Genomic DNA, 24,958 nt, shown 5'->3' with positions numbered 1-24,958 from the left:
CCATCCTCCTATGATAAAGTCCGGAACAATGACCACTTGTGGGTGGACACCCGGTAGCGCAGTTCAATGAGCCGTCTCTGCCCTTCTGCTGCCGCCCAGCACACAAAGCTGATATAATCCATTCCGCAGTATCTTTCTTCCTTTGATGAAACAACTTCCTCCACCTTAACTGTAACAACTGCGTGTTCCTCATTCTCATACCGGAACCACAACGGCGTCATGTCGCCCAGCGTGCTGCACGCCCCAACCAGCTGTATGGGTATGTTCAATGCAGCCATTACCCTCACCTCCTGTTTTCACTATACAGGAACGTATGTTCGATTTCAAGTGGTAATTCCTGCCAATGCCTGATTACAGATGGTTACAGGACCCTCACAGAACCGTAAAGCGGTTCTTCTCATAGGCAATCACGCCTTCCTTCTGCATTTTAGAAAGTTCCCCGGACAGGGCGCTTCTGTCCACGGACAGATAATCCGCCATCTGCTGCCTGTTAAAAGGAACCGTGACCGTCCGGTTCCCCTGCTTTACCGATTCCTGGGACAGGTAAACCAGCACCCGCTCCCTGAGGGACTTGGGTGTGATCACATCCATCTTCTTTGTGAGGACCAGGTTCTTATGGGCCAGCACATACATCAGGCTGCGTATCAGCCTGGCGTGGAAATCGCAGGCAGAAGGACATGTGGTCAGGATGCGCCTGACATCCACGAACAGCACCTTTGTGGGTTCGGAGGCCTGCACATCCACCATCATGGCCTCCCCCTTAAGACACGCATATGTCTCTGCAAAAATCTGGCCCTGTCCGATGTTCTCAATGATTTTCCGGTTCCCCCACACATCATCCTTCACAATATTGACAGACCCCTCCATCACAATCCCCAGACGTCCCGTGATATCCCCTGTCCTGTAGAGATAGGCGTCCTTTTCAAACTCTTTTTCCTCAGCAGAAAGGCACTGCAGCATGGCCTCTATCTCCTGCTCCTTGATTCCCTGGAACAGCGGGGTACCTGATAAAACACGGACATTCATATTTTCTCCTTTCGTTGTCAGAACAACATACATGTTGTCAGAATTATAGTATACTTCACCCATAACAGTCAAGCCGGTCCTATCCGGAACATCACCCATAACAAGGAGGAAACCATATATGAGTCATGAAATGTTTTGTTTTCAATGCGAACAGACCGCTGGATGCAGCGGATGTACCGGAAATGCCGGTGTCTGCGGAAAAACCGCAAAAACCGCAAAGCTGCAGGATGAACTGACAGGCGCCCTGATCGGCCTTGCAAGGGCGGCCGACAACACCGCCCCGCCCAAAGAAGCGGACCAGCTGATCCTGGAAGGGCTTTTTGCAACCCTGACCAATGTAAACTTTGATGATGCTTCCTTAAGACAGCTGACGGAAAAAGTCCGCAAGGCAAAAAACAGCCTTTCCCCCCTATGCCATGGATGCACTTCCCAATGTGCAAAAAATGACGACTATGACCTGGATTCACTGTGGACCGAGGATGAGGACATCCGTTCCCTAAAATCCCTTCTGCTCTTTGGCATGAAGGGCATGGCCGCCTATGCCTTCCACGCCCGCGTCCTTGGCTATGAGGATCCGTCCGTCTCTTCCTTTTTCTACAAAGGGCTTTTTGCAGTGGGCTATGACGGCTATGCCATGGAAGACCTGCTTCCTCTTGTGATGGAGTCCGGCAAGGTGAATCTGGACTGCATGGCCCTGCTTGACAGGGCCAACAGGGAGACTTATGGGATTCCGGCTCCTGCCCAGGTTTCCATGACCATTGAAAAGGGACCGTTCATTGTAATCTCCGGCCACGACCTCCATGACCTGGAACAGCTCTTAAAGCAGACCCAGGGAACCGGGATCAATATCTACACCCATGGGGAAATGCTTCCCGCCCATGCATATCCGAACCTTAGGAAGTATCCCCATCTGAAAGGAAACTTCGGGACCGCATGGCAGAACCAGCAAAAGGAATTTGACCATATCCCGGCCCCTGTGCTCTTTACCACCAACTGCCTGATGCCGGTAAAACCGTCCTACGGGGACCGCGTCTTCACCACCTCGGTTGTGGCTTACCCCGGGATGGTCCATATCGGGGATGGGAAGGACTTCTCCCCTGTCATAAAAAAAGCCCTGGAATTAGGCGGTTATGACAGGGATGTGGCCATGACCGGCATCAACGGCGGAACCACCCTTACCACAGGCTTTGGCCATGAAGCCATCCTTGCCTCTGCCGGGGCCGTGATTGAGGGTGTTAAAAACGGGGATATCAGCCGCTTCTTCCTGGTGGGCGGATGCGACGGCGCCCGTCCGGGCAGGAATTATTATACGGAGTTCGTAAAACAGGCTCCGGCGGATTCCATCATCCTGACCCTGGCCTGCGGCAAATACCGTTTCAATGACCTGGACCTGGGGACCGTGGCAGGGCTGCCAAGACTCTTGGATATGGGACAGTGCAATGATGCTTACGGCGCCGTGAAGGTGGCCGCGGCATTGGCTGAGGCCTTCGGGTGCAGTGTCAATGACCTGCCCCTGACCCTGGTGCTTTCCTGGTATGAGCAGAAGGCCGTGTGTATCCTCTTAAGCCTCCTGCACCTGGGGATTAAGAATATCTATCTTGGGCCCACGCTGCCGGCCTTTGTATCCCGGGGCGTATTAAACTACCTGGTGGAACAGTTTGACATCCATCCGGTTTCAACACCTGAGGAGGATATCAGGAAAATCCTGGGACAGCAATAGCGTCTTTCTGCCCTTTCAGGAACACGTACTCCTTTTCACCGGACAGCTCCCCATGATAACAATAGCCCAGCCCGTCAAAGCCTTTCAACTCTTCCGGGCAGCTGACCTCATGTTCCGCCATGAAACGCACCATCTCGCCGCGGGCCATTTTAGCTTCCGTGGCTTTTACCTTTACTTTGGGCCGTCCCTTTTTATCAGCCTCAAGTATACCGAACACACAGGTCAGGTATGTGATATCCGGCGTCAGGAAGGGTTCTATGGCTTTGCTGTATTCCTTGGAGGCAAGGTTAACCACCACCTTGTCCTCCTTTACCAGTTCCCGGTACAGAAGGTCACCCCAGTACTCATACAGGCTGGTAATCCCTTCCTGACTGCCGCAGTCCGGCGGCAGTTTTACCTTTGCCTGCATTTCCAGGCGGTATGGCACGATTCCGTCCAGCGGCCGCAAAATCCCGTAAAATCCCGACAATATCCTTAAGTGCTGCTGCACATAGTCCCAGTGCCTTGTCTCAAACACCCCGGGCGCCATGTACTGGTACTGGATCCCCTCATAGGACAAAAGGGCGGGGGTAAGCCGTCCGGTCAGGTCCATGGCCTGGAAACGCCCATAATTAAGTCCGGCAATGGTTTCATTGCACTGCCAGAGGGCCCTTGCCTCACTCCGGCTCAGGCCCCTTATGTATTCTTTTAATTCTTCTGCCTTTGAAAGGAAACAGGGAAGATCGGCCCAGTCCAGCTCATCTTCCCTGACATTCATCTTCTTGGCAGGTGATATGATTATGTTCATCCTGTCATCTACTCCACTTTTCCGATTCTTGGATAATAGCAGAACAGTACCTTTGCCATGATATCCTTCTTTGGTACAAACTGGTTCTTCCAGAACCTGGCGTCCAGTGAATTGTTCCGGTTGTCGCCCATCATGAAATAACAGCCTTCCGGCACCGTGTACGGACCGTACGACCCTTCCATGGGTTCGGGCAGATAGGGTTCATCCAAAGGCGTATCGGAATCATTGATATATACCTTGCCGTCTACGATGTCCACTGTCTCACCCGGCAGCCCGATTACCCTCTTCACATAATAAATATCCCTGTTGTCCGGGAACTTAAAGATAACCACATCCCCCCGCTCAGGGTCACTGTTTATATAGGACAGCCTGGAGCCGATCACCCGGCTTTTAGACATGATTGTATTTTCCATGGAGCCGGTTGGGACACGGCTGTTGGCAATGATGAAATTATTAAGGACCAGGGCAATCACCACGGCTGCTGCGATAATCTGGATCCAGCTGATGATTTCCTTTTTCCAGCTAAAGGGTTCTTCCTCCTTCTGCCTGCGGCTCCTTCCCCGCCCCTTTTGCGCTTCTGTCTCTTCCATTTCCTCTATGGACATGTTATTACCTCTTTTCTATGGTTTTACCGGATCTGCCCATCCCCGTAAATAATGTATTTGGTGGTGGTCAGTTCCTTTAAGCCCATGGGGCCCCTGGCGTGAAGCTTCTGGGTGCTGATGCCGATTTCAGCGCCAAATCCGAACTCATCGCCGTCCGTGAACCGGGTGGAGGCATTGACATACACAGCCGCGGCATCCACCTCGTTCAGGAATTTCTGCGCATTGAAATAATCCGATGTCACAATGGACTCCGAATGGCCTGTGTTATAGGTATTGATATGGGAAATTGCCTCATCCACGGAATCCACAATCTTAAGGGACAGGATGTAATCCAGGTATTCCTTCCCCCAGTCCTCCTCCGTGGCGGGAACAAAATCCGGCACAATCGCACAAGCGCCCTCATCGCCCCGGATTTCCACGTTCTTTTCATCCAGGCGTTTCTTTAACATGGGCAGGAATTCCTCTGCAATCTTCCTGTGTACCAGGAGGGATTCACATGCATTGCACACGCCGATCCTCTGTGTCTTTGAATTAAAGACAATGTCCAGGGCCATCTTAAGGTCCGCGGTCTCATCCACATACACATGGCAGTTGCCGGTTCCTGTCTCAATCACCGGAATGGTGCTGTTCTCCACCACGGTCTTTATGAGGCCTGCGCCGCCTCTTGGGATCAGCACATCAATATAGCGGTTAAGGCGCATCAGCTCCTTGGTTGTATCCCGGCTGGCATCTTCAATGAGCTGCAGGGACTCCTCCGGAAGCCCTGCCCTTAAAAGCCCGGTCCTTAAGGCCTGCACAATGGCCTTATTGGACTGGAGGGCGTCGCTGCCGCCTTTTAATATAACTGCGTTGCCTGATTTAAAACAGAGTCCAAAGGCATCCGCGGTCACATTGGGGCGGGCTTCATATATCATTCCGATTACGCCCAGGGGAACACGCTTCTGCCCTATCTGCAGCCCGTTGGGGCGCAGCTTCATGGAAAGGACCTCGCCTACCGGGTCATCCAGGGCAGCCACCTGCAAAAGGCCGTCCGCCATGGCCTGGATTCTTGCGGGTGTCAGCTTCAGGCGGTCTAAAAGGCCCTGGCTCATGCCGCCCGCCTCAGCCCGCTCATAGTCTTCCCTGTTGCCGGTGAGGATTTCCTCCTCACTGTCCAAAAGGGCCCTGGCAGCTTCCTCCAGCCCCATATTCTTCTCCCTGGAACCCAGGGTGTTAAGTACTCTTGATACATCCTTGGCACGCCTGCCCATCTCAGTTAATGTCATTGCGCTCTCCTCTCCCTTCTGCGGTCCATGCACAGCCCTGTCTGATTTTCCTTGGGGCTTAGTTCCCCAAGTCCTAAACTTCCTTTATTCCGCCGTACTTCTTCCCCAGGTCCGTAACAGAACCATCCTGTTCCTGTATGGAAATATGATTCAGGTTGTTTCTCAGGCTCCCGCGTATGGCGGCAATATAGTCCCGCCGCAGCTTTGCCTGCTCTTCCTTTTCCTCATCCGTAAGTCCCACGGACTGGGATTTATGGTACAGTTCATTGATGCGGTCTATTCTGGATGCGTCCATATCAATCACCTCTTCTAATATTCATTGTTCAGATAATGCATTAAATCAAAATCCAGGTTGGGATGCGCTAAAAACAGCGTGCCCTTTTCCTTCCCCGCCATGATATCCAGTATGACCTCCACCTGGTCCCCGTTGGCAATCACCATATCCGCCCCGCTGTCCGTGGCAATCCTGGCCGCTGCCAGCTTGGCCGACATTCCGCCCGTACCCACGTCACTGCTGGAGGTGGACTTGCCCATGTCCAGGAATTCCGGGGTTATTTCAGGCACCAGGCTTACAAACCTGGCATCGGGATTGCTCCTTGGGTCATCGGAATACAGACCGTCAATATCGGAAAGCAGGATTAAAAGGTCGGCCCCAATCAGGGCCGCCACTATGGCTGACAGTCTGTCATTATCCCCGAAGCTGTCCACATAGGGAATCTCCGAAGTGGACACGGTATCATTTTCATTGACAATGGGAATGGCCCCCAGGTTCAAAAGCTCATCAAAGGTATTCTGGGCATTGTACCTGGATGAATCATTGATCATGGTATCTTTTGTGAGAAGGATCTGGGCCGCTGTCTGGTTATACTCTGCAAACAGCTTCTGGTAAACCATCATGAGGCGGGCCTGCCCCACTGCTGCGAATGCCTGCTTCTCAGCCAGGGTATCCGGACGCCTGTGATGCCCCAGGGCCTGACGTCCTGCCGCAATGGCTCCTGAGGACACCAGGACCACGTCCCGTCCCTCTCCCCGCAAATCGCTGATTACCCGTATCAGTTTCTCTATCTTCATAAGGTTCATCTCCCCTGTCTGCGGATGGGTCAGGGAAGAGGAACCAATCTTAATCACAATCCTCTGCTTTTCCTTAAGGATCTGGCGTTCCTGGATTTCCATGGTATGCTCCTTATGATTCTTATATTGACTCCTGTTTATCTTACACCAATTTACAGGTCACGTCAATTTCTATTCCTTTCCACAAGATGAAAGATTTGCAGCAGCCGTTCAGACGGCGCCTGAGCTGTCACGGCTTGTAAACGGCCTGTACCGTCGGATGATTTCCTCCGAGGTCCGGATGCCGTCCATGGCCGCCGAGGTAATGCCTCCCGCGTAACCCGCTCCCTCGCCGCAGGGAAAGATTCCCTTCACTTCACTTTCCAGCCCGCTGTCCCTTGGGATACGTACCGGGGATGAGGTCCTGCTCTCAATCCCCGCAAATATGGCATCCGGGCGGTCAAAGCCTTTGATCATGCGCCCAAAACCCTCCATGCCCTCCAGCAGGGCCCTGGAAATGGGCTCCGGAAGCATTTCCCGCAAATTGGCAAAACAATACTGCCCCTTAAAAGCCGGTTTCACTTCCCCAAAACCAGAGGATATCCTGTTTTCCTTAAAATCCCCGTAAAGCTGTACGGGAATCCTGCCGGCTCCCAGGCAGAAGGCGTCCTCTTCCAGTTTTCTCTGGAACTCCACCCCGGCCAGCGCTTCCCGGCCAGCTTCCGCTGCCGGGAAATCCTCCGGTGTAACCGTTACAATCAGCGCGCTGTTGGCATTCTCCCCGGCCCGGTCATGGTAGCTCATACCATTCACCGCAAGACGTCCCGGTTCCGAGGAGGCGTTGACCACATACCCGCCCGGGCACATGCAGAAGGAATACACTCCCCTTCCCCCTGCAGTCTGTTTTGTCACCTTATAGCTTGCAGGCCCCAGTTCCCCGCATTCCTCCATGCCGTACTGGCTCCGGTTAATCAGTACCTGGGGATGCTGCACCCGCAGTCCCACCGCAAAGGCCTTGGCCTCCATGGGAATCCCCCGCTCCAGCAGCACCTCAAAGGTATCCCTGGCGCTGTGCCCGATTGCAGGCACCGCCACCTCCGTGTCAATCCGTTCATTTCCATTGACCATCACCGCCATAAGGCGCCCCTGCTCCACAATAAAATCCGTAACCCGGCTCAGGAACCGCACCTGGCCTCCCAGGCCCACAATCTCCTCACGCATGGCCTTTACAATCCGGCTCAGCACATCCGTGCCGATATGGGGCTTATTCACATATAAAATGGATGGGTCGGCCCCAAACTCCACCAGGATTCTGAGTACCTCCTTGTTCCTGCCGGATGGATCCTTAACCAGGGTATTCAGCTTTCCATCTGAAAATGTTCCTGCCCCGCCTTCCCCGAACTGCACATTGGAATCAGGACACAGACTGCCGTTTTCCCAGAACTCAGCCACCCGCCTTGTTCTGGCATCCACATCCTCGCCCCGTTCCAGGAGGATGGGCCGGTATCCCTTCCTTGCCAGCAAAAGCCCGCAGAATAGTCCTGCCGGTCCCGTGCCGATAACAACAGGCGGCCGGGCAAGCTCCTGCGTGCCCGGCTCCGGAAGGCGGTAACCCAGGCTGTCCTGTACCGACACATCCCTGCCCCGCAGCTTACGCACCAGCTTCTCTTCCTTCTTCCCCGTAATCCCCCTTACCGCCACATCCACCACATAACTGTACAATATGTCCGGTTTCTTCCTCGCGTCCACGGACTGCTTTATTATATGGAGCGAATCAATTTCCCCTGCCGGAATCCCAAGGATTCCCGATACCTTGGCAGGCAGGTCCTGCCTGTCATGACCCAGGGGAAGTTTAATCTGGTTAATGCGGATCATAAGCGTCTCCTTCCCGCAGGCATCTTTCCTGCACCCTCTTTTTCCCGTCCGCGCTTTTCAGCGGTGTCCTTTCCCGCCGCGCATTTACCAGCTATGGCACCGCTGGACCATGCGAACTGCAGGTTATAACCGCCGCAGATGCCATCCACATCCAGCAGTTCCCCTGCCAGGTACAGTCCTTTCCTGACTTTGGACTCCATGGTATTGGCATCCACCTCATGCACATCCACCCCGCCGCAGCAGACCTGTGCATTAGCAAAAGGGTTCACGGACATGACAATGGCTTCATAGGATTTAATCTGTTCCAGAAGGCGCCCCAATTGCCTGGGCGACAGCCCGCCCGACTTCATGGAAGGGTCAACCCCTGCCAGCCGGATTAAGACCAAAGCCAGCTTCTTATTAAGAAGGCCCACAAACATTTCCTCCACCGTCTTATAATCCATGTGCGACGCCCGTTTTCTCAAAAGGCCGAAGGCCTCCTCCTCCTTCCAGGACGGCATGAAATCCACCCTGGCAACCACTTTGCTGCCCTCATCCAGGGCCCTTGCCCCAAAGCGGCTGACCTGGAACACAGGAATCCCCGACAGCCCGTAATCCGTCAGCTGAAGTTCCCCTCTATCCTCTGCCAGCAGTATCCTTTCCGCACCTTTCCCCGATTTATTTAATCGGGGACTTTCCGCATACAGGCTTACCTTTGCCTCCGTACGGATTCCGGCCATCTGTTTATACATACTCCCCTGGCACCTGAGCTGCACCAAGGCCGGAAGCGGTTTTATCACACGATGTCCCAGGCTCTTTGCCAGTTCGTATCCGCTCCCATCCGAACCCGTAGAAGGCGCGGCCTTGGAACCCGTGGCCAGTATCAGGGCATCTGCCTCCAATATTCCCTGGCTGCTGGAAACCCTGTACATGCCGCATGATGGCTCTATCTTACTTACCTGGCAGGAAAGCAGCACCCGGACCCCCAGGTGCTCCACCTCCTGGCGCAGGACGTCCAGCACAGCGGAGGCCTGGTCGGAATTCGGATAGATATATCCGTTCCTGTCCCGGATTTCAATCCCCAGCCCCCCAAAGAACCGCAGGGTATCCTCTACCGAAAAACCTTCTATGACCCTCATGGGAAAGCTGCTGTCACCGCTGCGGTAACATTCCGGCCCCATGTACAGGTTCGTCATGTTGCATCTTCCATTCCCGGTGGAAAGTATCTTCTTCCCCACCCGGTCCATGTGCTCCACAACCGTTACCCGTGCCCCCTGCCTGGCAGCCCAGACAGCCGCCGCCAGTCCGGAGGCGCCTCCGCCTATAATCAAAACCCGTTTCTTCACATCCATCTCAGGCTCCTTATTCTCTCATAAAAGTTTACAACTCATTTTATCCGCTTTTCCGCCATATTTCAACCACTAAATGATGACCGGACAGGCAGGCGGGCAATCTGATGCCGGAAATCCGGTCTGTTCCCGGATGGAAGTTCTATGTATGGCCATAGGGCAGTAAGGCTTTTGTGGAGGGAACCCACAAAACACGGAGCATCATAACGTATCACACACGCCTTAAAGCCGTGTCTGTGAATCAGCAGCGCAGTCATACTACGTCCGGATTCAAAGGCACGGCCCTGGGGCGGGAGCAGCAGTCAACGGGATGCAGGATGGTTCAGGCCATCCTTCTCAGCTCGTATACGACTCCAGATAATGATAGACATCCATCATAGAAGGAAACCAGATTCCCTCCAGGAGTTTGGACCTCTCTTTCTCCGGAAAATCCGTCACCGGAATATGGGTATAAAGACAGATTGTGCTTCTGTCACTGCAGAATACCAGCAGGAAGCCGGACTCAGCCACCAGATAGTACTCCTCTGCAGGGGAAGGACTTTCCAATATGGGCTTTATCTGCTCCTGGTTCATAGCGGCTTTGTCATCCATGTCATTGACCGTCTCAGTCTCAATCACCGTATTGGGAACCGCCTGCTCCTGTCTAACACTATATCTGGTAATTCCATACCCCACGATAAGGCATACAATGGATGTGGCAACAAACAGCAGCACACAGTATAATACTTTTTTCATCAGGCTAACCTCCTAACATGCTGGAGCATTCTCAGACACGCTCTGGAACACGCTCTGAGGTTAGTATCTGCGTTCTATGCTGTTTTAATCATGATTTCTCAAATTTTTCCTGTAAATGATCCAGGCAGTGCCGGCAGCGGCCCGGCGCCATGCCGGAAAAGACGCTGGATCCAGCCGCCGGATGCACATGGGAAGGAATGGATTTTCAGGCAGGCCCTACAGCAGGTGCAGCCTGACAAGCAGCCCTGCAAGCTTCCTTCCGCCGGGCATTCCCCTTAATTCATCCTCGTCCACTGCCCTGAACCGTACCAGCAGCAGCGCGTACACCACAATGGCCACTGCCACGGAGGGCAGGACCACGATGGCCATTCCAAGCCGTCCGTGCATCATGTGGGATGGAAGGAGGCTGTATATTCCTTTGTAGACCCCGAAAGCTGCCGCTCCCATGAAAACGGAACACAGGGCGGGCAGGAATACGGTCTTTTTATATTCCTGCTTATATCGGACAAACCTTGCAATGGCACGTCCGTTCAGCAGGCACATCACAAGTGCAAAAACGATATTGGCAATGACCACGCTGTAGATTCCCATCTTAAGCATCATAAGGCACACTTCCAGCACAGCCACATGGACCGCCAAGGCAGCCACTGCGTGGCGGATCGGCACGTCCAGGCGGTTCAGGCCCTGGAGGATGGCGTTGGTGACGGTTGAAAGGGAATAGAACACCACGGCCAGGGAACCGATCATGGAAAGACGGATTAACAGGCTGTTGTCCTCGCTGATAAACAAAAGGTTGCAGACCGGCTTTGCCAGCACCGTGATCCCCACTGCCGCGGGAATGGCAATCAGCAGGGAAAAGCGGATGGCGGTTGCGATGCGTTCCAGCTTTTCCTTCCTGTTCCTGCTGGCCACCGCCCTTGTAAGGGAGGGGATAAGGGAGGAGGATAAGGCATTGGACACTGCCACAGGTATGTTAAAGAGCAGCTGGTACTGCCCTAATGCGCCCCAGTAGGTGGCGATGGAGTCTTCCATATATCCCAGCTTATCCATGCCCTGACCGAACAGATAGTTGTCCAGCACATTGGAACAGTTATAGATTCCGCTGCTGATTACAATGGGCAGCACGGTGATGGTAAGGATCCTGACCAGCCGCCGGTAGCTCTCTGTCCTGCCAGACACGTCCTTCCTTGCCCGGGCCCGCATGTCCCCGCCCTTTGAAAGGGTCAGGATGATAAAATAAATCAGGGCGGTCAGCGCGCCCGCGCCCGTGCCGATGGTGCCGCCTGCAGCGCCCAGGGCATAGGAATAATCCCTTGCGCCCTGGGCCGCGTTGATGGACACGCCCACGTCAAACAGGATGCCGGCAGCCACCACGCTTACGATGGCATTGATGATCTGCTCAAGGATCTGGGATACCGCCGTGGGCACCATGGTTCCCGTTCCCTGGAAATATCCCCTGAGCACGCCCAGATAAGCCATGATCCAGATGGTGGGCGCCAGGGTCTTAAGGGCGTAACGGCTGAACGGGGTCTTAATCAGTTCTGCAAATAGGTCAGCCCCAAACCACAGCACAACAGCTGCCACGCCGCCAATCACGGTGGCATAAATAAGAGCCGCTTTCAGTATGCGGCTGCAGTTTCTGTACTCCCCCCTTGCAATCCGGGCGGATATCATCTTGGACACCGCCACCGGCATGCTGTAGGAGGATAATATCAACAGGATATTATACACGTTGAAGGCAGATGTATAATATCCATTTCCCTGTTTTCCTATGATATCGTTCAGAGGCATCCGGTACAGCATGCCGATGATGCGTACCAGGATGCCGGCCAATGCCAGGATGCTGCCCTGTATGACGAAATTGGCAGCCTTTTGTTTTCTGGTTCTTTTCCTAGATGTGCTTACATTCATATCTCTTTCTTGTGAGTCCTCATTTCCCAATTATTTCTGACTTGGCAAAGTCTTTTGTGGAGATGATGCAGACCCATGTCTGTCCCTGGTTCAGCACCACTTCATTGTGTTCCTGGTCATAATACCTGGTAACACCAAACTCCCCGTCCTTTTCCCAGCTGATGGGAATGGCCTTGCCGCCTGTCATAAAATACCCGCAGTCAGAGGTATGTACATTAATATTCAGATAATCCGTGGTGGCATAAAAACCGGACTGGCAGTACTGGAATATCACGTTCCTGGCCGTGATGGGACCTTCATCCCCCTGGTGCACGCCGCCGTACTGATACCGGTGATAAAGCCCGTCCGAGGAATCATACACAAAATACGCCTGATTCATGGCATAACCCGGCCGCACCGTGCCCGCGTCCATAACGCCCGGACGCCCGTCCAGTCCTGCTTCCTTCCCATCCCTGGCAAACAGGTAATGTCCCTGGTAGGAGGCATCATAATCAGGGGCATAACCCAGCTTTCCGATGGACTCTGTGATGCGCCGGCCGCTGGTGTATGCATTGTGAGGGGACTTCTTGTCCTTTGTGCGGTAAAATGCAGTTGTCCCGATTCCCTCCAGGCCATTGATATTGTCCACATTGCCAAGATAAGGTTTTGCGAATGTGCTCTGTCCGAAATGGACATAGACCGCATCAAACTCCCTGGCAAAATACGTGTAATAGGTACGGCAGCTGCGCACGGAACCAATCCGTTCCAGGTCATCATAATCCTCAATCAGTGACATATAGCGGTTCATGCCGCCTTCCACCGGGGCCTCATAGACAACCCCGGCCCGGTTGATGCCATATTGGGGACGCGCCTCCTTGTCATTGCTCATCATCACGGCTGCCGGACGGCGGCTGCCCTGGGACACAGGCACCATCTTTCCTGTCAGGTAGCTGCGTATCATACCGTCCTTTTCCGTCCGTTCCTCCGGAAGGTAATAGTCCCCCTGCCCATCCGGCCCCGCATCTTCTGTCTCCCTCTCGGAATGTATGACAATCTCAGGCTCAGGCTCAGTGGTCACGGCAGGCGTCTCCATGACAGAGGTGCCGGCAGCATCCACGCCCGCCTCCTTGGCACACCCGGCCATGAGACCGGCCGCAGCTATCATCACCGCCATCCATCTGAGCCCTTTTTTCATCTCGTATACCCCCTGGTTTCCAGAATTTTCCTCTGTCTGTCTTCCATCTGCTCCCGCTCCCCGTCCTCCATATGGTCATAACCCAACAGGTGCAGCATGCTGTGGGCCACCAGGAATGCCAGCTCACGCCGTTCGGAATGGCCATACCTGCGCGCCTGCTCCTCCACCTTGTCCACGGAAACCACGATATCCCCCAGCATCAGTTCCCCTGTTTCAGGATTAAAATAATCCTCCACCGCATCCTCCACATGGTCAAAATCCGAAGGCGTCACATAATCCACCATGGGGAATGACAATACGTCCGTGGGGGAATCAATCTCCCTGTATTCACGGTTGATTGCCCGTATGGACTCATTGTCCGTAAGGATTACATTCACCTCCGCCTCATAGGGGCATTCCTCATAATCCAGGGCAGCCAGCACCATATCATGAATGATCTCCTCATAAGGCAGGTCCAGCTTTCTTTCTGCTTCGTATTCAATGGATATTGTCATAGGTAAACCTCTCCTCGCCTTTCCCTCTTTCATCCGTCAGGGCATTCCCTGTCATCTCTCCCTGCGGCGCTCACGCTTTGCAGGCGGCGTATTTTTCTGTTCATAGGATTCATAGGCCTGTACAATTTTCTGTACCAGCGGATGGCGCACCACGTCAGAGCTGGTCAGGTAACAGAATCCGATATCGTCAATCTTCCTCAGCACCTTAAGGGCCGTGTCCAGGCCGGATACGGCTCCCGATGGAAGGTCCTTCTGGGTCTGGTCGCCGGTAATGATGACCTTGGAGCCAAAACCGATTCTTGTAAGGAACATCTTCATCTGGGCAGGCGTTGTGTTCTGGGCCTCGTCCAGTATGATATAGGCATTGTCCAGTGTGCGTCCCCTCATGTACGCAAGGGGCGCCACCTCTATCAGCCCCTTCTCGGAATTATGCAGGTAGGACTCAGCGCCCATGATCTGGTATAAGGCATCGTACAGGGGCCTTAAGTACGGGTCAATCTTGCTCTGAAGGTCCCCTGGAAGGAATCCCAGCTTCTCCCCTGCCTCTATGGCAGGACGGGTCAGGATGATGCGCCCCACTTCCCCGTTCTTAAACGCCTGGATGGCCATGGCCATGGCCAGGTAGGTCTTGCCGGTGCCGGCTGGTCCGATGCCGAACACAATCATCTTCTTCCGGATGGAATCCACATAATTCTTCTGTCCCAGGGTCTTGGGCTTTACCGGTTTGCCGGTAATGGTCCTGCAGATGATGTCCTTGTCAATCTCCAGGATCTGGCCGTCTTTCTCCGTAAAGGAAAGGGACAGGGCATAGTCCACATTCTGCTCCGTGATCGTATTGCCCCTTTTGGACAGTTCTATCAGGTTGCTGAACACGCTCCTGGCCTGGCCTATGGTCTGTTCAGGTCCTATGATCTTAATCTCGCCGTCCCTGGCAATCATGGTCACATGCAGGGTGCGCTCTATTTTCTTAAGGTATGTGTCAAACTGCCCGCAGACATTCTTCTCATGTTCAGCGGGGATGTCAATCATGGTCTCAATTACACTCATCTAGGCTTATCTCGTCTCCTCTGGCTCTGTAGTTGGCTGTGTATCCGGTTCCGTCATGGATTTTGACATGGGCTGGGTCCTTACAATGGATTCCTGGGTCACTAACTCCCCCCTCAGCCTGCATTGAGATACACTTGTTTCTATTCTATCATTATTTTCAAGAATTTGTACCCCCTTTTCCTCTAAATTTTTGACAAATTGGTAATTTATGGCTTTTGATATGTGCTCCAGTTCCTCCTTTGTATAATTGCTTTCATAGGAAACCATTTCCTTTCCCCTTATATCCCCTATGTAGACAGGCAGGTAAAAATTGGAAAACAGCCGGAGCTGCTGCTCTTCCATGGCGTAATCCCATTCCCCCTGTCCCCTGACCGGCAGCAGGCAGGTGAAGGACCATCTGCCTGCCTTCAGATACCATCCCCTGCGCCTGCGCCCTGTTTCCGCCCGTTCCCTGTGGAGCATGGGAAATGTCTTTTCATACTCCCTGGATGTCCTGGCCACCACATCCGCGTCCGCATGGACCAGATAGGCATTGATTTCCTCCTCGCTGTCGCCGATTATGGGCACGCGTCCGCTGACCAGTACCTGTCCCTCTTCCACCTCGTCCCCAACCGAAACCTGGGCAATCCCCTGGCGCACCACCATGGAAGTGATGGTCCCTGACCGGTCAGCCACAATGTCACAGGGTGTCTCGTCCTTCTCGGGAACAATGGACAGCACTTCATTTTCCTTGATATGGATCAGGAGCCTGGTGCCCGACACCCTGGCCGACACCCAGGTAATCTCCGGGAAACTGGTACGGATGGATGCTTCCAGGTCCTCACAGTTAATCCTGGATTTAAGCATCCCATAATCAATATCCTGGGAATCCAGATAACGTATGAGGGTGTCATAGGTATACCGGTAATTGCCGTCAAACTGGATATCCCATATGAACAGGGACATCACATACAGCACCAGGAAAAATGCCGCCAGGCCCGCCCCGAAATACCAGCGCTTCCTGTACCTGTAAATAAAAAAGGGAATACCGAAACGCCCGATGATATGCAGCCTTACCTGGGCTTTGCGTACCAGGGGCTTTACACGGCGGTACCCTTCTACTGTCATATAAAATTCATAGTCCCCGTCCCGGTTGCACATAAGCTCCCAGACTTCCAGCCCCCTGGCATTGCACAGGTTGAGGAAACGTTCCGGCGAATAGCCGTGAAGACGGAGTCTTACATATCCTTTCCAGTTATGTAACAGCCAAACAATCAAACAGGCCCCTCCTCGCTATGAGCATTTAGCGTCTGTCCATCGGACGCTTACGGGCATTCGCCCACTTATGTTTCGAATTCCAGCGAACCGATCTGACCGGTTATCTTCATCTCCTCGGATGTATAATAATCAATTCTTAAACGGTTTCCGTGGATGAGTACCTTACAGTTTTTCGCCTGAAGTTTTACCAGGGTATCTGTATATATAAGGATGCTCCTGTAATTTTCCACATTCACCTGTCCGCGGCCCACAAAGTTTACAAGCACATCACCCAGGATTACGTCCCTGGGCAGACCCAGTGCAGACACAGCTGTTTTCTTTGGTTCCCATGACATACTATCCACGCTCCTGATACACTGGTTCTTTTTATTATATGCATTAATGGGAGGAAAATGCAGTCTCAATTCATCCATCCCATGTATTTCCATAACATATCCGGTTTTTTGAAAAATTACTCACATTTGGCCCTGCACCTGAATAGACTATACTGAATCAATCAATCAGTGAGGTCGTTATGAATAACCAATCCTATCATATGGACAGAGCAAATGGGTATCCGGACACGTTAGTCAGCGCTGCTGAAATCAACGAGGCGGATATCCCCATCACTCCCCTTCCCAACCCAGGCGAAGGCGGTCCGGTAGACAGCGGGAACAGCATGGACAATGGCGCAGGCGTCCCTGTCATTCCCCTTCCCAACCCAGGCGAAGGCGGTCCGGTGGACAGCGGACGTCCAAACTTCCCGCCTATTTTCCGCCCCATCTTCCCAGGCGGCACAGGCGGTTCCGTCACCGTCATTCCCGGTATCACCTTCCCATGCTACAACTGCACCGCCACCAGCTTTGGCAGGGTGCGCATCCTCAACGCGTCCACGGGATACCAGCCCTTCTATGTGTACATCGGCAACTGGATGGTGGCAAGCGGGCTTGCAAACGGGGACATTACAAGCTATGTACAGGCAGCCTCCGGCACACAGACCATCACCGTATCCGGCGCCAACGGATATGTCTACATCCAGAAACCGGTCCAGGTAAGGGCTTCCTCCTCCATGACAATTGCCATCATCAACACGGCCAGCGGCCTGGACATCATGGAAATCTCCGACATTTCCTGCAACGCCCCTTCCGGCACCAGCTGCCTGCGGGCCTGCAACCTGTCCCAGAACCTTGGGCCCTTCGACGTGTCCATTGGAAACCAGAACAGTTCCTACATGGCATTTACCAATGTACGCTACCGGGAAGTAACGCCCTATACCAGCTTTTATCCGGGTTGGTATCAGCTCTATATTGCCAGGACCGGCGCATACCCGTCTACCTACGTGGCAACCGCTGCAGCCAATATGAGCGCCAACAATTCTTATACCCTATACATGTTCAATGCGCCCAATGCAACCGACGGGCTGCGCACCATGGTGGTCTCCAACTAAAACATAAAAAGGACCGGATGCGGCTGATTCAGCCACATGACCGGTCCTTCTGTCATTCCTTCCGTATAGGTTCCTATTGCAGGGTATTACTCATCCCAGTTATGGTACACGGCCTGGACATCGTCGTCCCCGTCCAGCAGGTCCAGGGTCTTATTAAGCTTCTTGATATCCTCTTCATCCGTCAGCTCCACCCAGGTCTGGGGTATCATGGTCACACCTGCTTCCATCATGGGGATTTCCTGGGCCTCCAGGGCTTCGCGCACAGCGCTGAAATCCTCCGGGGCAGTGATTATTTCATAACTGTCCTCTTCCTCGGCAAAATCCTCTGCGCCTGCATCCAGGGCAACCATCATCAGTTCATCCGGGTCCATCCCGCATTCTTCCTTGTCAATGATGATCTGTCCCTTCTTGTCAAACATGTAGGACACGCTTCCAGGGGTCCCTACGTTGCCGCCGCCCTTGGTAAACGCGCTTCTCACATTGGCAGCCGTACGGTTCTTGTTGTCCGTCAGCGTGTCAACGATAATGGCTACCCCGCTTGGTCCGTATCCTTCGTATGTAAGAATCTCGTAGTTCACGGATGCAGCATCGCCGGCTGCTTTCTTAATGCCCCGGTCAATGGTATCATTGGGCATGTTATTGGCTTTTGCCTTGGCAATCACATCGCGCAGCTTGCTGTTGTTGGCCGGATCCGCACCGCCCTCCTTTACAGCCACCGCGATCTCACGTCCGATTACCGTGAAAATCTTGCCCTTTGCCGCGTCATTGCGCTCTTTCTTATGTTTAATATTGGCAAACTTTGAATGTCCTGACATCGATAAAACACCCTTTCCTTCATTCTTCTTAACCTGTTTTTCTATCCTTCATACAGCCTATGCTGTATTTTATACACATCTTTTCTATCTTAGCACGATTTTTTTTATATGGCAAGTTAAAAATCCGGTCCGCCATACCGGCAATAAAAATCCGGTCCGCCATACCGGCCGGTCTTCCCCTACCTCACCTGCACGGTCAGGTTCCTCAGCCATTTCTTCTGTCTGTAACGTATATATCCCAACACAGCCTTATAAACTTCCTCCAGCATTACCAGGCCATAGACCACATAGATGGGGAGATGCCACACAAGGGCGCCTAAAAACGCCAGGGGTACGCCGATACACCATACCCCGCTGGTATCCAGGAACAGGCACATCTTTGTGTCGCCTCCGCTTCTTAACACTCCCACCACATTCACATAGTTAAACATCTTGGCCGGCATATAACATGCAAATATCAGGATGCATATGTTCACATCACGGCCAACCGCTTCCGTGATGTTATAAAGCCCGATAAGGGGTCCCCTGATTCCAATCACCACAAAGGCCGACGCGATTGTGACAATGAACTGCAGGATGAAAAACTGGGTGGCGTACTTCTCAGCCCGCTTTATCTTGCCCGCGCCCAGTTCATTGCCCAGGATGACCGCAGTGGCTGCGCTGAGTCCCTGGAACAGCACCACCACAATATCCTGTATGGTGGTGGCAATGGTAATGGCCGCCACCGCCTCGTCCCCCATACGGCCATAGGCCAGGGAATACATGGTAGTGCCAAGGCCCCACATGAACTCGTTGGCAATGACAGGAGCGGATGTGAGCACAAACGTCTTCACAAATGCGGACGGCCATCCGAAAAGTCCTGAAAAACCGCAGGCAATGGGCATTTTCCTGGTGTAAACATATGTAAGCATGAGGCACACCTCAATCACACGCGCAATGAGGGTTGCCACGGCCGCGCCTGCCACACCCAGGGCCGGGGCGCCGAACTTGCCGAAAATCAGCACATAATTAAGGCAGATATTAATGACAATGGCAATGCAGCTGCCAATGACCGGGAACACCACCCTGTTTACCGCCCTCAGCATGGCCACATACACATTGGTCAGCGCAATGAAGGGGTAGGTAAGGGCTGCTATCCTCAGATACTTTGCCCCAAGTTCCATGCTGTCCCGGCTGGTGGTAAAGATACGCATCACGGCCTGGGGACATGCGATTGCAGGTACTGCAAAAAACAGGGCGCCTCCCAATGCAAGCAGGATGGACAGCCCCAGCACCTTCCTGATATTCTTTACATCCCCGCTGCCCCAGAACTGGGCGGCCAGGATCCCTGCGCCGCTGACAATCCCGAATACCAGCAGGGAAAACACAAAAAAGACCTTATTGGCCAGCCCCACGGCCGCAATGGCCGTTGCCCCCAGGGTGCCGATCATCAATGTGTCCACAAGGTTCACCACTGTGTTCAGCATGCCCTGAAGCGCTACCGGGCAGGCAATCATAAGGGCTTTTCTTAAAAATCTGCTGTCACGAAACATCTCCTTCGTGCTCTCTATGATTCCTGTCATCGTTTCCTTCCACCAAACCTTTTTTGGATTTATCTGACTGGGGGCTGTTGCTGTCTTTCCCCTGTACTGTCCCCAGGCCTTCCCTGTCCTTCCCGCCGTCCCCTTCTTCCTCCTGGTCCTGGAATACGTGGATGCTTTCTATCATCTTATTGCCGGCCTTGATCACCTCAAAGGTATAGCCGCCGAACCCCACCCGGGGATTCTCCCCCTCCTGGGGTATGCGGTCCAGACGCGATATCAGATATCCGTTCAGGGTATCATATGTATCGCTGTCCTCCTCGGGGAACTGGATATCCAGCACATCCATCACATCATCCAGGGGCGTAAGCCCGCTCATGATATAGGAACCGTCCTCCCTGACGGAAATGAAATCCTCCTCCTCATCATACTCATCCATGATGTTGCCCACGATTTCCTCCAGTATATCCTCCATGGTCAGAAGTCCTGCGGTCTGTCCGTATTCATCCACCACGATTTCCATATGGATCTTGCCGGACTGCATTTCCTTAAACAGGGTGTCAATGCTCCGCGTTTCAGGTATGAAGTTGGCTTCCCTGAGAAGTCCCGGAACCTCAAGCAAAGGCCTGTCCTTATATTCTTCCATCTCCACATACACCATGGCATCCCTCATATGCAGGATCCCCACGATGTCGTCTATATCCTCCCGGTACACAGGGTAACGGGTGTTTATGCCTTCATTTAAGATAAAATGCACCGCATCCCCCAGCAGCATGGCGCCGTCCAGGGCCGTCATATTGGTACGGTGGGTCATGATATCGGAAGCTTCCTTGTCCCCCAGTTCAAATATATTGGTTATCATCTCTGTTTCGTCCGCTTCCAGGACGCCCTGCTCATGGCCTTCATTTACCATGGACATGATGTCTTCTTCCGTCACATTGTCATCGTCATCCGCAAGATCCACCCCGAAAAGCCGGAGTACAAGGGCTGACACAAGTGTGATCAGCTTGGTCAGGGGCAGGAACACACCGGCAGCAAACAGGACAACCGGCAGCATATGGTATCCCCACTTTTCCGGTTCCTTGGCAGCCAGGCGCTTGGGGATTATGATCCCGAAGCTGATGATGATAAGCAGCAGGGCAATGGTCACGGCCGCCATGAACAGTATCTGCTCCCACCACATGGAATCCAGATACCAGGGCCCCCCGGAGGTCCCGGCGTACCATCCGGCCATGGGCTTGAAGATATGGACATGCCTCATCAGCCCGTTGACCAGCACAGGGAGTATGACTGCTCCGGTAATCATACCAATCAGATGGGTTGTGATCTGAATGGTGTGCACAAACCGCCCCGGCCGGTTGACAATCTCAAGAAGCCTGGCAGCCTTCCGGTTCCCCTGGCGGGCCTCTTCTTCCAGCTTCCCTTCATTCACATTCTGAATTGCCGAACCGAATCCATAAAACACAGCCTCCAGAAGGATAAAACCAATCAATACAAGTATACTGACAGGCGAATAACCATCGTCCATAATACTATAAAGACTCCTTTCGTACTCATGCCGCCCTGGTTTCTGTCATGTAAAAAGCAGGGCAACGCCCCTTAAATCATGGCATAGCTCTGCTTATCATAACATTTTTCTCATATTTCGTCAATGGTGCCTGCCTATGTATGCAGTTCCAGGCTTACCATCAGCGCTTCATCCACCCTCTGCTGAAGCTCCTCATCTATATGGCATATCTTCTCCTTCAGCCGCTGCTTGTCAATGGTGCGCAGCTGTTCCAAAAGGATGACGGAGTCCTTGATCATAGCACACCGCCTTGTATTCAGTTCCACATGGGTGGGCAGCTTTGCTTTGTTCATCCTTGAGGTAATGGCTGCACATATGACCGTGGGGCTGTGTTTGTTGCCCACGTCATTCTGGATGATCAGCACAGGACGGACTCCTCCCTGCTCGGAGCCCACCACAGGCCGTAAATCCGCATAATAAATGTCTCCACGTCTGATAATCACATCGTCCACACTCCGTCAATTTATTCAACCTTAGTATTGGCAATATCTGACCTGTGTATACATTGCCCTGTAACCTAATAGTATCATATGTTTCAGACGCTTATTTGGAGCATGGTAGGCTTTTACATATATCCGAAGCCTTCGTAAATATCATTAAAATAATCTTTTTTCCCAATCACCCGGCCGTCCCGTATATATACCCTGGGCACCCGTTTGCCGATGCCGCAGATGATTTCATAGTGGAAACCTCCGCCGGTTCCAGCCAGTTCCTCCACGGAAATGAACCCATCCCCGTCCCTTCCGATCAGTGTCACCTCATCGTCTTCTGCCGCATCCACAATCCCCGTCACATCCACCATGAACTGGTCCATACAGATCCTGCCCAGTATCCTGGCCCTTTGGCCGCGGATTAGGACAGAACCCCTGCCGGACAGGGAACGCGGATAACCGTCCCCGTATCCCACCGGGATCGTGGCCACGCGCATCTGCCTGTCAGCCACAAAGGTGCCGCCGTAACTCACCGCATCACCTGGCCCAATGGTCTTTATGTAGGTGATGAAGCTCTTAAGCTCCATGGCCGGCGTCAGCTTCACCGCATCTTTCCCCACCTCATCCGATGGATACAGACCGTAGATGGAAATACCGGCCCGCACCATGTCAAGGCCGTTGGACCCCAGGGACTCCACGATGCCGGCGCTGTTGGAACAATGTCTGATCGGGATGTTAATCCCTCTGCTGCCCAGCATTTCCACAAAATCAGAATATTTCCCAAACTGCAGTCCATAGGTGGTCTTATCCGCCTCATCCGCCCTTGCAAAATGCGTGAACATGCCTTCAATGCGGATTCCCTCCAGCATGCTGATCCTTAACACCATGTCCGCGGATTCCTGGTCCGGTTTCATGCCGATGCGGTTCATGCCGGTGTCCACTGCCAGATGGATATTGGCCCTTTTCCCCATGGCGGCTGCAACGGCCGACAGTTTTTGGGCCTCCCCGTACCGGAATATGGCCGGACGGATATCATACCGGACCAGGTCCTCAAACCTGCTTTCATGGGTCACGCCCAGGACAAGGACCATCTTGCGTATGCCGTGGCGGCGCAGGATGATGCCTTCGTCCACGGATGCCACGGCATATCCGTCCACGTATGGGTCAATGGTCCTGGCAACCGGCACGGCGCCATGTCCGTAGCCATCTGTCTTAACCACGCCAATCATGGATGTTGAAGCCGGAAGGTTTGCCTTCATGGCCTCCATATTGGCAGCCACCGCATCCAGATTAATGGCCGCATATACCCTGCTGTATGGTTTCATCTTATCTGCCTCCTGTTTTTTGTCATTCTGCCGCGGACTCCATGGCAGCTCCGATTGCATGGGCCAGATCCGATGCCAGAAGGCTGTGCTGCCCGGTCTTCCTGGCTGCCGCGTCTCCTGCCCTGCCGTGAAGGTATACCCCCATCAGCGCTGCCTGCCCTTCCTCCATCCCAATGGCCGTAAGGCCTGCAATGATGCCCGTAAGGACATCGCCGGACCCGGCCTTGGCCATGGCGCTGTTACCGCTGGAATTAATGTAGAGCGTGCCGTCCTTACCTGCCACCACCGTGGCTGCATCCTTAAGCACACAGGTAATGCCGTAACGCCCCGCATATTCCAGGGCTGTCCCGGCCAGATTCTCCTTTATATCCCTGATGTCCTCCCCGGTCAGCCTGGCCATCTCGCCAAGATGGGGGGTAATCACGATATTTTCCGTATAATAGGTGGTCAGGTACGGATGCCCGGCTATGGCATTGAGGCCGTCCGCATCAATGATTACAGGCACAAAGGCGCTGGTCAGTATATCCTCCACCAGGTATTCCACATATGGTTCACTGCCAAGCCCCGGCCCCAGCACCACCACATCTGCCCAGTTCATCTGCTCCTCAATCATACGCTTAAACTCTTCCCTGCCTGAAATCAGCTGGTCCGCCGTGTAGGTGACGATGACGGCTTCCGGCAGACGCTCCTGAAGGATCTGACGGTTTTCCTCCACGGTCAGGAGCTTTACAAGCCCGGCGCCAGTGCGGTAAGCCGCCAGGGCGCTGAGATATGCCGCGCCGCACATGTTCCTTGACCCTGCTGCAATCAGCACCTTCCCAAAGGTTCCCTTGTTGGAATAGGCGGGACGGCCCGGAATCCGCGCCAGGTCCTCCGGCCCGTAGGTGAATGCATATCCGCTCCCCTCTTCTGCCTCCGCCACGGCCATCAGGGCTGTTTCCGGAAATCCAATATCGCATACCTTTACCCTGCCCGCATATTCCCTGCCCGGATAAAGGGCTGTGCCGGTCTTCTCCCAGCCAAAGGTAACAGTGACATCCGCCCTCAGCGCAACCCCCATGACAGTCCCCGTATCCCCATGGATTCCTGAGGGCACATCCACTGCAACGGTATGGGCAATCTTCTTATCCGCCAGCATTTCCATGCACTGTCTGTACTCCCCTTCAATGGGACGGCTTAAACCCACGCCGAATACGGCATCGATGAGAAGGCCGCACTCCCGGTCCGCCGCCGCGGTCCAGGGCCTGACCTCCATGCCGAGCCTGCGCGCAATGGATACCTGGGCCTTAAACTCCTCCGTACCCTTTTCCAAATCCCCCACCACATAGACACACGCCTGATACCCTTTCAGATAAAGCATACGCGCCGCCGCCACGCCGTCCGCCCCATTGTTGCCCGTGCCGCACACTGCCCATATGACTTCCTTCTGTCCGGCCAGCGCCCCTGCCTCTTCTGCCACCCAAAGGGCTGCCCGCTCCATCAGGACCATGGACGGTATGCCTATGGTATGGATGGTATGGGCGTCCACGGCCTTCATCTGTTTTGCCGTTACCAGTGTTCTCATCCGCATTTACCTCCTGTAAAAGCAACAGCCGGCAAG

24 protein-coding genes are annotated in these 24,958 nt (G+C 53.6%); 2 read left to right on the top strand and 22 right to left on the bottom strand.

The window, feature by feature from the left end; translation table 11 throughout:
* Positions 1-8: 8 nt before the first annotated feature.
* Together DWX59_RS09420 and DWX59_RS09415 are read right to left on the bottom strand one after the other, a co-directional pair.
* Entirely contained in the window at positions 9-278 is a 270-nt protein-coding gene (locus DWX59_RS09420) for a hypothetical protein (RefSeq protein WP_040382419.1), read from the bottom strand.
* A gap of 94 nt (positions 279-372) precedes the next feature.
* Positions 373-1,026 carry a Crp/Fnr family transcriptional regulator gene (locus DWX59_RS09415; RefSeq protein WP_117558388.1) on the bottom strand — a complete coding sequence of 218 codons (654 nt, stop codon included), beginning with the start codon at positions 1,024-1,026 and terminating at the stop codon, positions 373-375.
* Positions 1,027-1,144: 118 nt separating this feature from the next.
* Here DWX59_RS09415 and hcp point away from each other — a divergent pair, with 118 nt between their 5' ends.
* Complete coding sequence (hcp, locus tag DWX59_RS09410) at positions 1,145-2,746, top strand: hydroxylamine reductase (protein ID WP_117558386.1); 1,602 nt, start codon at positions 1,145-1,147, stop codon at positions 2,744-2,746.
* Here hcp and yaaA read toward each other — a convergent pair.
* The 14 genes from yaaA to DWX59_RS09340 form a co-directional block, all read right to left on the bottom strand.
* Entirely contained in the window at positions 2,721-3,533 is an 813-nt protein-coding gene (yaaA, locus tag DWX59_RS09405; protein WP_117558384.1) for a peroxide stress protein YaaA, read from the bottom strand. The genes hcp and yaaA overlap by 26 nt on opposite strands.
* Before the next feature lie 8 nt (positions 3,534-3,541).
* Entirely contained in the window at positions 3,542-4,138 is a 597-nt protein-coding gene (gene lepB / locus DWX59_RS09400) for a signal peptidase I (RefSeq protein ID WP_227116245.1), read from the bottom strand.
* Between the two features lie 23 nt (positions 4,139-4,161).
* Positions 4,162-5,403, bottom strand: coding sequence for a glutamate-5-semialdehyde dehydrogenase (locus DWX59_RS09395; protein WP_117558382.1), 1,242 nt, complete (start codon positions 5,401-5,403; stop codon positions 4,162-4,164).
* 73 nt (positions 5,404-5,476) lie between these two features.
* Positions 5,477-5,698, bottom strand: a complete 222-nt coding sequence (locus DWX59_RS09390) for a DUF896 domain-containing protein (protein ID WP_117558380.1) — start codon at positions 5,696-5,698, stop codon at positions 5,477-5,479.
* A 14-nt stretch (positions 5,699-5,712) separates the two neighbouring features.
* A complete protein-coding gene (proB, locus tag DWX59_RS09385; RefSeq protein ID WP_117558378.1) occupies positions 5,713-6,576 on the bottom strand; it encodes a glutamate 5-kinase in 864 nt (287 codons plus the stop codon).
* Between the two features lie 108 nt (positions 6,577-6,684).
* Entirely contained in the window at positions 6,685-8,328 is a 1,644-nt protein-coding gene (locus DWX59_RS09380) for an NAD(P)/FAD-dependent oxidoreductase (RefSeq protein WP_117558376.1), read from the bottom strand.
* Positions 8,325-9,653: a BaiN/RdsA family NAD(P)/FAD-dependent oxidoreductase gene (locus tag DWX59_RS09375; RefSeq protein WP_117558642.1), complete on the bottom strand. Its 1,329-nt coding sequence runs from the start codon at positions 9,651-9,653 to the stop codon at positions 8,325-8,327. Before DWX59_RS09375 ends, DWX59_RS09380 begins: the two co-directional genes overlap by 4 nt.
* A gap of 339 nt (positions 9,654-9,992) precedes the next feature.
* A complete protein-coding gene (locus DWX59_RS09370; protein WP_117558374.1) occupies positions 9,993-10,391 on the bottom strand; it encodes a hypothetical protein in 399 nt (132 codons plus the stop codon).
* 216 nt (positions 10,392-10,607) lie between these two features.
* Positions 10,608-12,302: a putative polysaccharide biosynthesis protein gene (locus DWX59_RS09365; protein ID WP_117558372.1), complete on the bottom strand. Its 1,695-nt coding sequence runs from the start codon at positions 12,300-12,302 to the stop codon at positions 10,608-10,610.
* A gap of 19 nt (positions 12,303-12,321) precedes the next feature.
* Complete coding sequence (locus DWX59_RS09360; protein WP_117558370.1) at positions 12,322-13,476, bottom strand: DUF3048 domain-containing protein; 1,155 nt, start codon at positions 13,474-13,476, stop codon at positions 12,322-12,324.
* Positions 13,473-13,970, bottom strand: coding sequence for an rRNA maturation RNase YbeY (gene ybeY / locus DWX59_RS09355; protein ID WP_117558368.1), 498 nt, complete (start codon positions 13,968-13,970; stop codon positions 13,473-13,475). Before ybeY ends, DWX59_RS09360 begins: the two co-directional genes overlap by 4 nt.
* A gap of 51 nt (positions 13,971-14,021) precedes the next feature.
* The gene (locus tag DWX59_RS09350; RefSeq protein ID WP_117558366.1) at positions 14,022-15,017 is read right to left on the bottom strand and encodes a PhoH family protein; all 996 of its coding nucleotides are present in this window, start codon (positions 15,015-15,017) and stop codon (positions 14,022-14,024) included.
* 6 nt (positions 15,018-15,023) lie between these two features.
* Positions 15,024-16,274: a sporulation protein YqfD gene (locus DWX59_RS09345; RefSeq protein WP_117558364.1), complete on the bottom strand. Its 1,251-nt coding sequence runs from the start codon at positions 16,272-16,274 to the stop codon at positions 15,024-15,026.
* A gap of 65 nt (positions 16,275-16,339) precedes the next feature.
* On the bottom strand, positions 16,340-16,609 hold the full coding sequence (locus tag DWX59_RS09340; protein WP_117558640.1) for a YabP/YqfC family sporulation protein: 270 nt from the start codon (positions 16,607-16,609) through the stop codon (positions 16,340-16,342).
* Positions 16,610-16,788: 179 nt separating this feature from the next.
* Between DWX59_RS09340 and DWX59_RS09335 the strand changes: the two genes are divergently transcribed.
* Positions 16,789-17,700: a DUF4397 domain-containing protein gene (locus tag DWX59_RS09335; protein ID WP_117558362.1), complete on the top strand. Its 912-nt coding sequence runs from the start codon at positions 16,789-16,791 to the stop codon at positions 17,698-17,700.
* Between the two features lie 86 nt (positions 17,701-17,786).
* On the opposite strand, the gene DWX59_RS09330 is transcribed toward DWX59_RS09335, so the two are convergent.
* The 6 genes from DWX59_RS09330 to DWX59_RS09305 form a co-directional block, all read right to left on the bottom strand.
* On the bottom strand, positions 17,787-18,515 hold the full coding sequence (locus tag DWX59_RS09330) for a YebC/PmpR family DNA-binding transcriptional regulator (RefSeq protein WP_117558360.1): 729 nt from the start codon (positions 18,513-18,515) through the stop codon (positions 17,787-17,789).
* A gap of 179 nt (positions 18,516-18,694) precedes the next feature.
* Positions 18,695-20,077, bottom strand: coding sequence for an MATE family efflux transporter (locus tag DWX59_RS09325; RefSeq protein ID WP_117558358.1), 1,383 nt, complete (start codon positions 20,075-20,077; stop codon positions 18,695-18,697).
* Positions 20,037-21,563: a hemolysin family protein gene (locus DWX59_RS09320; RefSeq protein ID WP_117558356.1), complete on the bottom strand. Its 1,527-nt coding sequence runs from the start codon at positions 21,561-21,563 to the stop codon at positions 20,037-20,039. The genes DWX59_RS09325 and DWX59_RS09320 overlap by 41 nt, the downstream gene beginning before the upstream one ends.
* A gap of 134 nt (positions 21,564-21,697) precedes the next feature.
* A complete protein-coding gene (locus DWX59_RS09315) occupies positions 21,698-22,045 on the bottom strand; it encodes a type II toxin-antitoxin system PemK/MazF family toxin (protein ID WP_117558354.1) in 348 nt (115 codons plus the stop codon).
* Positions 22,046-22,167: 122 nt separating this feature from the next.
* Positions 22,168-23,358, bottom strand: a complete 1,191-nt coding sequence (gene alr / locus DWX59_RS09310) for an alanine racemase (protein ID WP_117558352.1) — start codon at positions 23,356-23,358, stop codon at positions 22,168-22,170.
* Between the two features lie 22 nt (positions 23,359-23,380).
* Positions 23,381-24,922, bottom strand: coding sequence for an NAD(P)H-hydrate dehydratase (locus DWX59_RS09305; protein ID WP_117558350.1), 1,542 nt, complete (start codon positions 24,920-24,922; stop codon positions 23,381-23,383).
* Positions 24,923-24,958 lie beyond the last annotated feature (36 nt).

The sequence above is a fragment of the Enterocloster aldenensis genome (assembly GCF_003434055.1).
In the GTDB taxonomy this organism is placed as follows: Bacteria; Bacillota; Clostridia; order Lachnospirales; family Lachnospiraceae; genus Enterocloster; species Enterocloster aldenensis.
Note: the sequence above shows the minus strand (reverse complement) of the source record. Positions and strands in the feature narration are given on the sequence as shown.

Excerpts from the sequence above, each read along its gene's own strand:
- DWX59_RS09420 (WP_040382419.1), bottom strand. The coding sequence starts at position 278 with ATGGCTGCATTGAACATACCCATACAGCTGGTTGGGGCGTGCAGCACG.
- DWX59_RS09415 (WP_117558388.1), bottom strand. The coding sequence starts at position 1,026 with ATGAATGTCCGTGTTTTATCAGGTACCCCGCTGTTCCAGGGAATCAAG.
- hcp (WP_117558386.1), top strand. The coding sequence starts at position 1,145 with ATGAGTCATGAAATGTTTTGTTTTCAATGCGAACAGACCGCTGGATGC.
- yaaA (WP_117558384.1), bottom strand. The coding sequence starts at position 3,533 with ATGAACATAATCATATCACCTGCCAAGAAGATGAATGTCAGGGAAGAT.
- lepB (WP_227116245.1), bottom strand. The coding sequence starts at position 4,138 with ATGTCCATAGAGGAAATGGAAGAGACAGAAGCGCAAAAGGGGCGGGGA.
- DWX59_RS09395 (WP_117558382.1), bottom strand. The coding sequence starts at position 5,403 with ATGACATTAACTGAGATGGGCAGGCGTGCCAAGGATGTATCAAGAGTA.
- DWX59_RS09390 (WP_117558380.1), bottom strand. The coding sequence starts at position 5,698 with ATGGACGCATCCAGAATAGACCGCATCAATGAACTGTACCATAAATCC.
- proB (WP_117558378.1), bottom strand. The coding sequence starts at position 6,576 with ATGGAAATCCAGGAACGCCAGATCCTTAAGGAAAAGCAGAGGATTGTG.
- DWX59_RS09380 (WP_117558376.1), bottom strand. The coding sequence starts at position 8,328 with ATGATCCGCATTAACCAGATTAAACTTCCCCTGGGTCATGACAGGCAG.
- DWX59_RS09370 (WP_117558374.1), bottom strand. The coding sequence starts at position 10,391 with ATGAAAAAAGTATTATACTGTGTGCTGCTGTTTGTTGCCACATCCATT.
- DWX59_RS09365 (WP_117558372.1), bottom strand. The coding sequence starts at position 12,302 with ATGAATGTAAGCACATCTAGGAAAAGAACCAGAAAACAAAAGGCTGCC.
- DWX59_RS09360 (WP_117558370.1), bottom strand. The coding sequence starts at position 13,476 with ATGAAAAAAGGGCTCAGATGGATGGCGGTGATGATAGCTGCGGCCGGT.
- ybeY (WP_117558368.1), bottom strand. The coding sequence starts at position 13,970 with ATGACAATATCCATTGAATACGAAGCAGAAAGAAAGCTGGACCTGCCT.
- DWX59_RS09350 (WP_117558366.1), bottom strand. The coding sequence starts at position 15,017 with ATGAGTGTAATTGAGACCATGATTGACATCCCCGCTGAACATGAGAAG.
- DWX59_RS09340 (WP_117558640.1), bottom strand. The coding sequence starts at position 16,609 with ATGTCATGGGAACCAAAGAAAACAGCTGTGTCTGCACTGGGTCTGCCC.
- DWX59_RS09335 (WP_117558362.1), top strand. The coding sequence starts at position 16,789 with ATGAATAACCAATCCTATCATATGGACAGAGCAAATGGGTATCCGGAC.
- DWX59_RS09330 (WP_117558360.1), bottom strand. The coding sequence starts at position 18,515 with ATGTCAGGACATTCAAAGTTTGCCAATATTAAACATAAGAAAGAGCGC.
- DWX59_RS09325 (WP_117558358.1), bottom strand. The coding sequence starts at position 20,077 with ATGACAGGAATCATAGAGAGCACGAAGGAGATGTTTCGTGACAGCAGA.
- DWX59_RS09320 (WP_117558356.1), bottom strand. The coding sequence starts at position 21,563 with ATGGACGATGGTTATTCGCCTGTCAGTATACTTGTATTGATTGGTTTT.
- alr (WP_117558352.1), bottom strand. The coding sequence starts at position 23,358 with ATGAAACCATACAGCAGGGTATATGCGGCCATTAATCTGGATGCGGTG.
- DWX59_RS09305 (WP_117558350.1), bottom strand. The coding sequence starts at position 24,922 with ATGAGAACACTGGTAACGGCAAAACAGATGAAGGCCGTGGACGCCCAT.